The organism is Rhodococcus pseudokoreensis (assembly GCF_017068395.1).
GTDB lineage: Bacteria > Actinomycetota > Actinomycetes > Mycobacteriales > Mycobacteriaceae > Rhodococcus_F > Rhodococcus_F pseudokoreensis.
The window spans coordinates 8,469,767-8,479,095 of the sequence record NZ_CP070619.1 but is presented as its reverse complement, the minus strand read 5'-3'; the positions used below and the strand labels follow the sequence as shown (position 1 = coordinate 8,479,095).

Here is a 9,329-nt window from a genome sequence, read left to right as displayed (position 1 = left end):
ATGACGAACGCTGCAAAGAAACTGAGAGAGGCCGCACCGGGAGACGGCGGCGGGTCGTCGGGCGTGCTGCAGGACGCATTGCAGAAGCTGGTCGGCACGGTGACGGAGAAAGCGCTCACGTCGGTCTCCGACAAGGTGCAGAACGCTTCGGGCAGGCTCACCGACTACGCCGAGGGTGGTGGCGGAGGGCTGCTCGCCGCCGTGACCGGTTCCGAGAAACTGGCCGAGGGTGAATCACCGATCAAGTCGGCGGTGAGCGGTGGCTGGCAGAGCGCCAAGGAAAAGGTCAAGGACACCGCTTCCGACGTCAAGGAGGCCGTCACCGGTGGTGGTGGTGGTGGTGGCAGCAAAGGCAAGAAGCTCAAGCTGACCAACATCGTCGAAACGCTCGATGTCGGGGTCCCGGTCCAGCTCGCCTACAACCAGTGGACCCAGTTCGCCGACTTCCCCTCCTTCATGAAAAAGGTCGAGCGGGTGGAGCAGGAAGCGGACGAGAAGCTCGAGTGGAAGGCACAGGTGTTCCTGTCGCATCGGACCTGGGAGGCGTCGATCATCGAGCAGGTTCCCGACGAGCGGATCGTGTGGCACTCGAAGGGTGCAAAAGGATATGTCGACGGCGCGGTGACGTTCCACGAGGTGACTCCCGATCTCACCCGCATCGTTCTCATCCTCGAGTATCACCCGAAGGGCCTGTTCGAGAAAACGGGCAACCTGTGGCGCGCGCAAGGACGACGAGCGCGACTGGAGTTGAAGCACTTTGGCCGCCACGTCATGACGCAGTCCGTTCTCCATCCCGACGAGGTGGTCGGCTGGCGCGGGGAGATCCGTGACGGCGAGGTGGTCGAGCCCGACGAGTCCGAGCAGGACGAGAACAACGAGCCCGAGCAGGACGAGCTCGAGGAAACTGACGAAGCCGAAGAAGCCGAAGACGAGGAGCCTGAGCAGGACGAGTCGGAGCAGGAAGAGCCCGAGGAAACTGACGAAGCCGAGTCCGAGGACACGAATGAAGACGACACCGACGAGGAAGAGGAAGAGGAAGCACCCCCGCGAGCGCGCCGAGGTCGCCCACGCAAGACCGCTGCGAGTTCCGAGGACAAGGCTGCCCCGAAGCGGCGGGGTCGCCCGCGCAAGACTGCGGCCAAGAAAGCCGCCGGCTCGCGCCAAGGAGCGCGGCAATGACGGCAATACAACCGGCGGGAGGTGGCGGCGGAGTCAGCGGCGGCCCCAGCTCCAGTAGCCTCGCCGACGTCATCGACACCATCCTCGACAAAGGGCTCGTCATCGATGCCTACGTGCGGGTGTCACTGGTCGGTATCGAACTGCTGACCATCGATGCACGCGTCGTCGTCGCCAGTGTCGACACCTACCTGCGGTTCGCGGAGGCCGTGAACCGGCTCGAGATCGGCAGTGGCGAGCCGAAGGGTCTGACAGACCTGGTCGGCGACGTCACCGAGGGTGGCGCCAAATCGAAGACCAAGGGCGCGATCGAGTCGGCGGGTGAGAAACTCGGCGACTTCCTCGGCGGCGGGCAGGAAGAACCTGAGCGCGAGCGGGTTTCGCGCAAGTCCACTCGAGGGGACAAGTGATGTCTACGTCAAAAGAGTCCAACGACGCGCCCGAGGAGCCGCGCACCAGCGGCATCTACGTGTACGGCATCGTGCCTGCGGACGTGGAAGCGGAAGAAGACGCGGTCGGCGTGTGTGACGGATCGGTCGCCATCGTCACACACGGCGACATCGCCGCGCTCGTCAGCGAGATCTCCGTGGACCGGCCACTCGGAAAACCCGAGGATCTCCAGGCGCACGCACACCTCCTGGACGGTACGTCGGGTGTGGCACCGGTACTGCCGCTTCGTTTCGGGGCGGTCATGACCGACGAGGAGGCCGTCGAGAAGGAACTGCTCGAGGCACACGCCGAGGAGTTCGCCGCAGCGTTGAAAGAACTCGAGGGTCGAGCGCAGTACGTCGTGAAGGGGCGGTACGTCGAGGACGCGATCCTCCGGGAGATAATCGAGGAGAACCAGCAAGCGGGCGAACTGGTCGGCGCGATCCGTGATCAGCCCGAGGAGACCACCCGCGACGCCCGGATGGCGCTGGGCGAGATCGTCAGCAACGGCATCGAGGCCAAACGGGACGAAGACACACGCACGGTGGTCGAGGCGCTCCAGTCGCTGTCCGACTCGGTCAACGTCCGGGAACCGACCCATGAGGAGGAGGCCGCGCAGGTCGCCGTCCTCGTCGAGGTCGCACGACAGGAAGAGCTCGAGAAGGCGGTGGGAGACCTGGCCGAACGGTGGGACGGCCGGGTCGAGATGCGCCTGCTCGGACCTCTCGCCGCCTACGACTTCGTGGTGACGCAGAAGCCGGAGGGCTGACCGATGGGCCTGCTGTCGTTCATCGCCACGCTGCCGCTCGCCCCCGTTCGTGGGGTGATCTCACTGGCCGAGTTGATCCAGCGACAGGTCGAGGAGGAACTCCACAATCCCGCGAGCGCGCGCCGCGCGCTCGAGGAGTTGGAGGACGCCCGTGCGGCCGGTGAGATCTCCGCCGAGGAGGAGGAAGAGGCACAGCAGGCCATCCTCGACCGCATGACCGGAACGGCACGGCCCAGCAGCCCGGAGAAGGAGTGACAGTCGATGGCAGAAGAGGAGCCGCCTCCGTTGCCTGCGCCGGAGATCGCGGAGCTCGCAACTCGTGACATCGCGAAGTTGACCGGCAAGAAACCGCTCGGTGCCACATCGGTCATGCCCACCGACGACGGCTGGACGGTGGAGGTGGAGGTGGTCGAGGATCGTCGGATCCCGTCGTCGACGGACATGCTCGCGTTGTACGAGGTGGTACTGGACTTGGATGGAGAACTGTTGTCCTACCGCAGAACCCGCCGCTACATCCGCGGTGTCGGTGACAGAGGAAGCGCGCAGTCATGACGGTCGCCGGCGGCGGTACGAGCAACCTTCCGCAGAGTTCGGGCGGCGGATTCGGCGGTGGGCACCAGTCGACGAATCTCGGCGAGATCCTCGAGCGGGTACTCGACAAGGGTCTCGTGATCGCCGGCGACATCCAGGTCAACCTGCTCGACATCGAACTGCTCACCATCAAGGTGCGACTGGTGATCGCCTCACTGGAAACCGCGAAAGAGGTCGGGATCAACTGGTGGGAGAACGACCCCTGGCTGACCGGCAAGAACAGCGACATCGAACTCGAGAACCGGAAGTTGCGGGAGCGGATCGCCGAACTCGAGTCCGACAGGTCGGTTCGTCCTGCGGTCGAGGCCGCCGACACAGTCGAGGTGGAGGCGAGGCGTCAGGAGCGCGACGATGACAGCGGATGACGGTGTCTGGCTCTACAGCATCACCACCGACAGTATCGGCGACGCGCAACTCGCCGGGGTCACCGGCGTGGCAGGCGAGCCGGTCCGGGCGGTGACGTCGTCGGGTCTGGTCGCGGTGGTGGGGACGGTGAGTCTCGGCGAATTCGGGCAGGAACCTCTGCAACGCAAACTCGAGGACCTCGACTGGCTGGCCGCCACCGCGAGAGCACACGACGCCGTGGTGGCGGCCGTGTTGCGCAACGGCCCCACCGTTCCGTTGCGATTGGCGACGCTCTACCTCGACGACGATCGCGTCCGCCTCCTCCTCACCGAGCGACAGGAGGAGTTCGGTGCGACGTTGCGCCGGGTGACCGGTCGGAGCGAATGGGGCGTCAAGGGATACGGAGACGCGAAGCTTCTGTCGCAGGACGTGAAAGAGGAGCCGTCCTCGACCGGCGCGACAGGGAAGGGAACCGCGTATCTGCTGCGCCGCCGTGCGGAGTTGAGCGCGCAGCAGGACGTGGAACGCAAGGCGGCCGGCCACGCGGGAGAAATTCACGCTGCGCTCCTGGATCAGGCCGTCGACGGGGTGCGCCGGCAGGTCACCGACCCGGTGCTGACCGGTAGGCGGGCCTGGATGATCTTCAACGGCACCTACCTCGTCGACAACGATCGGGTCGACGGTTTCACCGCACTCGTCACCGCACTCGACGCCGAACGTCCGGGCATCACATTGGAATTGACCGGACCGTGGCCTCCGTATTCGTTCGCCGGAATCGATGGGTGAGCCATGAGCGAGATGGTTCCCGCGGACGACACCCGCCGCATCGCGCTCGTCGACCTACTCGATCGGGTGCTGGGCGGTGGTGTCGTCATCACCGGTGAGATCACGCTGTCACTCGCCGACGTCGACATGGTCCGCATCTCCCTGCGCACGCTCATCGCGTCGGTGAGCGCACTCGTCCCGGATCCGGCCGAGCAGGATTCCGCCGATGGCTGAGCCCGAGCCCGTCAATTCGGATGCTCCGAGCGACATCGGTCGCCGGGTACTGCCGCAGCGGATCGACGCGGATCCCGAATCAGTCGAGAAGGGCCTGGTCACCCTCGTCCTGACGATCGTCGAGCTACTACGGCAGTTGATGGAACGGCAGGCGCTGCGCCGAGTCGAGCACGGCGACCTCAGCGACGACCAGATCGAACGCATCGGCACGACGCTCATGCTGCTCGAGGAACGCATGGCGGAGTTGCGTGATCATTTCGATCTCACACCCGAGGACCTGAACATCGACCTCGGACCACTGGGGCCGCTGCTGTCGAACGAATAGGCCGGACTCACCGAGCGTCGATGATGTCGGTCAGTGTTTGAGGGCGTTCTTGATCTTCTTTCCCGCGTCCTTGACCTTGTCGCCCATCTGCTTGGCATTGCCCCTGGCCTGCTCTTTGCTCCCCTCTGCTTCGAGGTGGGCGTCGCCGGTGGCCCTGCCGACCGCCTTCTTTGCGGCGCCCTCGGCGGTTTCGACCTTGTGGCGGATCTTCTTTCCCATGTTCATGACGCCGTCCTGTCCTCTGCTGTCACTCCCGATTGCCCAGCGTCACCGGTTTCAATCACGCAGCAACAGCGCGCTGTCCCCGAACTCGTGCCACAGATATCCGTGTGCGAGTGCCTCGTCGTAGGCGCGTCGGACGGCCGCCGCGCCCACCACCGATTCGAGCAGCATCAGGTGGGAGGCCCCGGGCGCGTGCCAACCCGTGATCAGCCCCTCCACCACGCGGGCCGGCCGCGCCGCGCTCAACACCAGGTTCGTCCAGCCCGCGCCCGCCACCGCCAGCCCGTCCGGCGTTGCCCGGGTCTCGAGTGCCCTGGTCACCGTGGTGCCGACCGCGATCACGCGGCCGCCCGCAGCGCGGCGATCATTGATCAGCCGCGCGGTGTGCTCGGGCACCTCGTACCGCTCGGGGATCGGCGGCTCCCCACGCTCGGGCGAGGACACACCCGTGTGCAACAGGATCGGCGCCGTTACCACCCCCGAGGTCGCGAGATCGGTCACCATCGGATGCGTGAACGGCCGCGCGGCGCTGGCCATCTCGGCGCTCCCACCGGTGCGGCCGAATATCGTCTGGTAATAGGACAGCGGCCAGCGCTCGTGGACGTACGCGTACGTGATCGGACGGCCCGCGGTGGCGAGCAGTTCCGTCGCTACGTCCGCGACGCCCTCGACCGAGGCCCGCCACAGCCGGGACGAACCACGGGGCCAGGGCTCCCTGAGTGTCGCAACGGCGCCTCGCGGCAGACCGATCCGCCTTCCCGCCCCGACCGAATCGAGGGCTCCCGATACCGGACCCGGCGCTCGAACCTCGACCGCCCAGTCCCCGCCCTCGAGTTCGGTGGAGAAGTGCACGACCACCGGTCCCACCGTGTCGACGGTGCCGTCCACTGCCGCGGCCAGCGTCGCCGACGCGTTCACCACCACCACATCACCAGGCCGGAGAAAGCGCGGAAGTTCGCGAAAAGCGCTGTGCACCAAAGCACCCCGATCGGACACGAGCAACTTGACCGAGTCGCGCAGCACGCCCCGCTCCTCCGGCGGGCCGCTCGCCTCCAACCGCTGCGGCAGGACGAACCGGAATTCGGTCACCGAGTGACTGCCTGCCCGGGTCACGACGACACTCCCGTGCCGGCAGCCGCAAAGTCGGATGCACGGTACCGGCCGCTGGGTGGTCTCGTATCGAGCAGCCTCAGCAGGGCCGGGACCACGGTCTCCGGCTCGGGCCGATCCGAGATGTCCTCGCCGGGGAACGCCGCCTGGTGCATCGCCGTGCGCATGTCGCCGGGATCGAACGCATAGACCGCGAGGTCGGGTTCCTCGAGTGCCAGAACCGCGGTCGCGTGATCGAGCGCCGCCTTCGCCGCACCGTAGCCACCCCAGCCCGCATAGGCCTCGACCGCGGCGTCCGACGAAACGTTGATCACGGAGCCGTCCGCGGCCCGGACCTGCCCGATCAGCTTGGCGATCAACGCGATCGGGGCCAGCACGTTCGTCGCGAAGACCTGCGCCAGTGCGTCCTCCGGGTACCGGGTCAGCGCGGGCATCGGGCTGGGGCCGAGCGCGCTGGCGTTGTTCAGGAGCAGGTCCAGTCGGCCCCGCGCCGCGATCACCTCGGCGATGCGGTCGCGATGCCGCGGATCCGTCACGTCACCGGGGATGGCGGTGATGGTGATCCCCCGCGAGGCGACCCGATCGAGCGGTTCGACCCGCCGTCCGGTGACGATCACCTCCCAGCCGCGCTCCGCGAGCGCGAGTGTGCTCGCCCGTCCCAATCCCGCCGATCCCCCAGTGATCAGCGCCGTTCTGGTGCCGTTCATCGCAGACTCCTTGCCTCCAGTGACTTCTGGCACCATCCTGAAACCTGAAGTCCACTTGATGTCAAGGGCCGCTGTCCTGCGGGGCCGGTCCAGCTGCGGGGCGCCCGCACCGAGGGGTGGGATTCCGGGGTCCAACGGACGATAATGAGTCCCTACCGTGAGACGAATGCGCCACGTGCCACGACCCGCCTGGAAGCCTGCGAGCCGAACCCGGCGCCGACCGAATCGAGAGTGACTTCGCATGAACACAGTCGCAGTGCGCTCGGCGATCGCAGCAGCCGCTGCATTCGCCGCCTTCGCCGCACCCGGTATCGCGGCCGCAGCACCGAACCTCCACGGGGATCCGAAGACTCCCGGCACCCAGGTTCAGGTGGAGAGTGAGCCGGGCGACTCGAACAGCTACACCTGTGGGGCGGTCGGCGTCGCGGGAGCCGGCGTCGGATCGAATTCCTCCGGTGGCGCCGGTTCGGTCAACGGCGCCTATTTCGGACCCGGCCCCGTCCAGGGCGGCTGCGTCGGCAGTGACGGATCGGTGTACTTCCCGACTGGCAACGCCGAATAACGTCTAATCCGAAAACGCTGTCCAGATCCGCGTGACGGTCGCGAGCCAGGCCGGTGCGCCGTCGCCGCCGTGGAATCGCGTGTGAATCCGGTCTGGTTGGATGGCTGTAATGTTCCATCCGGATCCGGGGTTGAAGGCCGCGCTCAACTCCTCCCGGCTGACGGGGTGCGGACCGGCATCGGGGCCGTCGTCGCTGAAGCACAGCACGTACAGGGTCCCGTCAGGTTCGGTCACCGAGGCCAGACTCGCCACGTAACCGGTCCGCTCGCCGGCGTCGAACGTGTGGAACAGTCCGCAGTCCAGTACCGTCGCGAACCTGCGTCCCAGCGTTTCCAGGCGGAGCGCGTCGGCGGCGGTGAACTCGATCTCGATCCGGCGATCCTCAGCCTTCGCCCGCGCGATCGCCAGCGCTGTCTCGGCCACGTCCACACCCACAACCGACAGTCCCAGCGCGGCGACGTGAAGAGCGTTCTCGCCCGTTCCGCAGCCCGCGTCGAGGACCGCTCCGGCGAATCCGCCCTCGGACGCTACCCGCACGATCGCCGGCTGGGGTCCGTCGATATCCCAGGGCGCACGGCCCTCGTGGTACGACTCGTCCCACGGCACGCCCGTCATCCGCTCGTGGCTGGTGGGTTCCCGACCGCTGTACGGATCGTCTGCGAGAGGTCCTGATCGCTCCGACATCACCTGTTTCGCTCAGAGTTCAAGCAGTCGCTGGAAGAACTCGCGATAGCGCTTCAGCGCGAGACGAAGGTCCTCCGTCGAGCCCTCTTCGCCTCGGGCCCACTGCTCTTCGAGCCGCGAACGAGCATCCGAGAATCCGGTCGTGATCCGGTCGACGACGTCGGACACGAGGCCGTCCGCCTTCTGTACGCACTCTCGGGGATCGTCGACGAAGCCCGACTGAACCTCGTCCCAGCGCAGGCGCAGAACCGAAAGTTCGTCCTCGGCGAAAAGTGCCTGCCCGCCCGACGTGTCGGCGTTCTGTGCGGGCGGTTGGGATCCCTCGGCCGACGCGGGTCGGGCTTCCCCCGCCGAGTCCGGGACCTCCGCCGACCGCTGGGCCGCCTCGGGCCGCGCGGCGGCAGCCTCGGGAGCAGATTCGGCTGCTCCCGTGGGTGATCCGGTTCCCTCGGTCGCCGAGGCCGGGGCCTCGGTGGACGTTTCGACACTCCCGGTCGGGCTGGCGCCCTCGGGTTGCCCGTGTGGGGTTGTCATGCGCGTGTCTCCTTCGGCTTGTCCTTGTTCGGCTCGTCTTTGTTCTCATCCGTCTCGAGCAACTTCTCGAAAAGCTCGCGGTAGTGCACGAACGCCTCCCGCTGCTGCTCCGTACCGATCTCGCCCTGCTCCTGCGCGAGATAGATGCCGTGCGCCGTGCGGTAGTTCTCGACGACCTTCGGGTGGTCCACCGAAATGTCGGCCGCCCGCTGATCGAAGTCGTCGATCGGGTAGCCACGTTCGCGCATGACGTGGATCACGAGCCGGTCCGCAGCGGCGACCGCGCTCGACGGGTTGTCGACGAACTCGATCTGAACCGTCCGCCACGAATCGGCGTACTTCGCTCGCGCCTCGGGTGGCAACGGGACGATGTCGAGCTTCTCCCGCTTTCGTTCGCGGGCGGCGAGTTCCTTCTCGGCGGCACTTTGGTCGCCCACCTCACCTACCGTCCGCTCGTATTCGGGGCCGAACCGTCCTTTCAGCCTTTCCGTCCTCTTGCGACTGCTGATCGAGCGGGAAGCGATGATCGCCAGCACCGCGATCACGACGAGCACCGCAATCAAGATCCATCCCCAAACAGGCATCTCCTCAGACCTCCTCGTCCCTCGACCGTGTACCCCGACGGCTCATTCGAAAACGGCGCCGGTCCGCGGCTGCGAGAAGGGGCACGGAATGATCACCGCGGTCTGTGCCATGGTCCTCGGTGTGCTTCGCGGGGGGTCGGACCTGGCGGACCGGTAGCGCAAACGCCAGTCGGAACGAGCGCGTGTCGCCGAGGTCGCTGCCGCCCTCGACCGCTTCCCATGGTTGGTTCTCGACGACCTCGCCGAGGCACGTCACCGGCCCATGTACCGACATCGTCGGCAGGGGGACGAG

Annotated in this window: 16 protein-coding genes; 10 read left to right on the top strand and 6 right to left on the bottom strand. The window is 66.8% G+C overall.

What is annotated here, in order from left to right; all coding sequences use genetic code 11:
• The 9 genes from JWS13_RS44140 to JWS13_RS44100 are packed head-to-tail and all read left to right on the top strand — an operon-like array spanning position 1 to position 4,634.
• Complete coding sequence (locus JWS13_RS44140) at positions 1–1,179, top strand: SRPBCC family protein (protein WP_206011355.1); 1,179 nt, start codon at positions 1–3, stop codon at positions 1,177–1,179.
• On the top strand, positions 1,176–1,586 hold the full coding sequence (gene gvpJ, locus JWS13_RS44135) for a gas vesicle protein GvpJ (RefSeq protein ID WP_124393806.1): 411 nt from the start codon (positions 1,176–1,178) through the stop codon (positions 1,584–1,586). The genes JWS13_RS44140 and gvpJ overlap by 4 nt, the downstream gene beginning before the upstream one ends.
• Positions 1,586–2,374, top strand: a complete 789-nt coding sequence (locus JWS13_RS44130; protein ID WP_206011354.1) for a GvpL/GvpF family gas vesicle protein — start codon at positions 1,586–1,588, stop codon at positions 2,372–2,374. Before gvpJ ends, JWS13_RS44130 begins: the two co-directional genes overlap by 1 nt.
• Positions 2,375–2,377: 3 nt before the next feature.
• Complete coding sequence (locus JWS13_RS44125) at positions 2,378–2,629, top strand: gas vesicle protein GvpG (protein WP_206011353.1); 252 nt, start codon at positions 2,378–2,380, stop codon at positions 2,627–2,629.
• 6 nt (positions 2,630–2,635) lie between these two features.
• Positions 2,636–2,926: a gas vesicle protein GvpO gene (locus tag JWS13_RS44120; RefSeq protein WP_206011352.1), complete on the top strand. Its 291-nt coding sequence runs from the start codon at positions 2,636–2,638 to the stop codon at positions 2,924–2,926.
• Entirely contained in the window at positions 2,923–3,330 is a 408-nt protein-coding gene (locus JWS13_RS44115) for a gas vesicle protein (RefSeq protein ID WP_124393802.1), read from the top strand. The genes JWS13_RS44120 and JWS13_RS44115 overlap by 4 nt, the downstream gene beginning before the upstream one ends.
• Positions 3,317–4,096: a GvpL/GvpF family gas vesicle protein gene (locus JWS13_RS44110; RefSeq protein ID WP_206011351.1), complete on the top strand. Its 780-nt coding sequence runs from the start codon at positions 3,317–3,319 to the stop codon at positions 4,094–4,096. The genes JWS13_RS44115 and JWS13_RS44110 overlap by 14 nt, the downstream gene beginning before the upstream one ends.
• Before the next feature lie 3 nt (positions 4,097–4,099).
• Positions 4,100–4,309, top strand: coding sequence for a gas vesicle protein (locus tag JWS13_RS44105; protein WP_124393800.1), 210 nt, complete (start codon positions 4,100–4,102; stop codon positions 4,307–4,309).
• Positions 4,302–4,634: a gas vesicle protein K gene (locus JWS13_RS44100; protein WP_124393799.1), complete on the top strand. Its 333-nt coding sequence runs from the start codon at positions 4,302–4,304 to the stop codon at positions 4,632–4,634. Before JWS13_RS44105 ends, JWS13_RS44100 begins: the two co-directional genes overlap by 8 nt.
• Positions 4,635–4,664: 30 nt before the next feature.
• On the opposite strand, the gene JWS13_RS44095 is transcribed toward JWS13_RS44100, so the two are convergent.
• Genes JWS13_RS44095 through JWS13_RS44085 form a run of 3 tightly spaced genes read right to left on the bottom strand, consistent with a single transcriptional unit; the run spans position 4,665 to position 6,673 of the window.
• The gene (locus tag JWS13_RS44095; protein WP_206011350.1) at positions 4,665–4,859 is read right to left on the bottom strand and encodes a CsbD family protein; all 195 of its coding nucleotides are present in this window, start codon (positions 4,857–4,859) and stop codon (positions 4,665–4,667) included.
• Between the two features lie 51 nt (positions 4,860–4,910).
• Positions 4,911–5,969, bottom strand: coding sequence for an S-adenosylmethionine:tRNA ribosyltransferase-isomerase (locus JWS13_RS44090; RefSeq protein ID WP_206011349.1), 1,059 nt, complete (start codon positions 5,967–5,969; stop codon positions 4,911–4,913).
• Complete coding sequence (locus JWS13_RS44085) at positions 5,966–6,673, bottom strand: SDR family NAD(P)-dependent oxidoreductase (protein ID WP_206011348.1); 708 nt, start codon at positions 6,671–6,673, stop codon at positions 5,966–5,968. Before JWS13_RS44085 ends, JWS13_RS44090 begins: the two co-directional genes overlap by 4 nt.
• Before the next feature lie 241 nt (positions 6,674–6,914).
• Here JWS13_RS44085 and JWS13_RS44080 point away from each other — a divergent pair, with 241 nt between their 5' ends.
• Entirely contained in the window at positions 6,915–7,235 is a 321-nt protein-coding gene (locus tag JWS13_RS44080) for a hypothetical protein (RefSeq protein ID WP_124393796.1), read from the top strand.
• Between the two features lie 3 nt (positions 7,236–7,238).
• On the opposite strand, the gene JWS13_RS44075 is transcribed toward JWS13_RS44080, so the two are convergent.
• The 3 genes from JWS13_RS44075 to JWS13_RS44065 all read right to left on the bottom strand — a co-directional run bounded on the left by JWS13_RS44075 (position 7,239) and on the right by JWS13_RS44065 (position 9,037).
• Complete coding sequence (locus JWS13_RS44075) at positions 7,239–7,850, bottom strand: class I SAM-dependent methyltransferase (RefSeq protein ID WP_241032549.1); 612 nt, start codon at positions 7,848–7,850, stop codon at positions 7,239–7,241.
• A gap of 81 nt (positions 7,851–7,931) precedes the next feature.
• Positions 7,932–8,453 carry a hypothetical protein gene (locus JWS13_RS44070; RefSeq protein ID WP_206011346.1) on the bottom strand — a complete coding sequence of 174 codons (522 nt, stop codon included), beginning with the start codon at positions 8,451–8,453 and terminating at the stop codon, positions 7,932–7,934.
• Complete coding sequence (locus JWS13_RS44065; RefSeq protein WP_124393793.1) at positions 8,450–9,037, bottom strand: hypothetical protein; 588 nt, start codon at positions 9,035–9,037, stop codon at positions 8,450–8,452. Before JWS13_RS44065 ends, JWS13_RS44070 begins: the two co-directional genes overlap by 4 nt.
• Positions 9,038–9,329: the final 292 nt, after the last annotated feature.

What these genes read in the sequence shown, in the direction of transcription:
- JWS13_RS44125 (WP_206011353.1), top strand. Translation starts at nt 2,378, where the DNA reads ATGGGCCTGCTGTCGTTCATCGCCACGCTGCCGCTCGCCCCCGTTCGT.
- JWS13_RS44130 (WP_206011354.1), top strand. Translation starts at nt 1,586, where the DNA reads ATGTCTACGTCAAAAGAGTCCAACGACGCGCCCGAGGAGCCGCGCACC.
- JWS13_RS44105 (WP_124393800.1), top strand. Translation starts at nt 4,100, where the DNA reads ATGAGCGAGATGGTTCCCGCGGACGACACCCGCCGCATCGCGCTCGTC.
- JWS13_RS44075 (WP_241032549.1), bottom strand. Translation starts at nt 7,850, where the DNA reads ATGACGGGCGTGCCGTGGGACGAGTCGTACCACGAGGGCCGTGCGCCC.
- JWS13_RS44080 (WP_124393796.1), top strand. Translation starts at nt 6,915, where the DNA reads ATGAACACAGTCGCAGTGCGCTCGGCGATCGCAGCAGCCGCTGCATTC.
- JWS13_RS44095 (WP_206011350.1), bottom strand. Translation starts at nt 4,859, where the DNA reads ATGAACATGGGAAAGAAGATCCGCCACAAGGTCGAAACCGCCGAGGGC.
- JWS13_RS44070 (WP_206011346.1), bottom strand. Translation starts at nt 8,453, where the DNA reads ATGACAACCCCACACGGGCAACCCGAGGGCGCCAGCCCGACCGGGAGT.
- JWS13_RS44100 (WP_124393799.1), top strand. Translation starts at nt 4,302, where the DNA reads ATGGCTGAGCCCGAGCCCGTCAATTCGGATGCTCCGAGCGACATCGGT.
- JWS13_RS44110 (WP_206011351.1), top strand. Translation starts at nt 3,317, where the DNA reads ATGACAGCGGATGACGGTGTCTGGCTCTACAGCATCACCACCGACAGT.
- JWS13_RS44120 (WP_206011352.1), top strand. Translation starts at nt 2,636, where the DNA reads ATGGCAGAAGAGGAGCCGCCTCCGTTGCCTGCGCCGGAGATCGCGGAG.
- gvpJ (WP_124393806.1), top strand. Translation starts at nt 1,176, where the DNA reads ATGACGGCAATACAACCGGCGGGAGGTGGCGGCGGAGTCAGCGGCGGC.
- JWS13_RS44085 (WP_206011348.1), bottom strand. Translation starts at nt 6,673, where the DNA reads ATGAACGGCACCAGAACGGCGCTGATCACTGGGGGATCGGCGGGATTG.
- JWS13_RS44065 (WP_124393793.1), bottom strand. Translation starts at nt 9,037, where the DNA reads ATGCCTGTTTGGGGATGGATCTTGATTGCGGTGCTCGTCGTGATCGCG.
- JWS13_RS44115 (WP_124393802.1), top strand. Translation starts at nt 2,923, where the DNA reads ATGACGGTCGCCGGCGGCGGTACGAGCAACCTTCCGCAGAGTTCGGGC.
- JWS13_RS44140 (WP_206011355.1), top strand. Translation starts at nt 1, where the DNA reads ATGACGAACGCTGCAAAGAAACTGAGAGAGGCCGCACCGGGAGACGGC.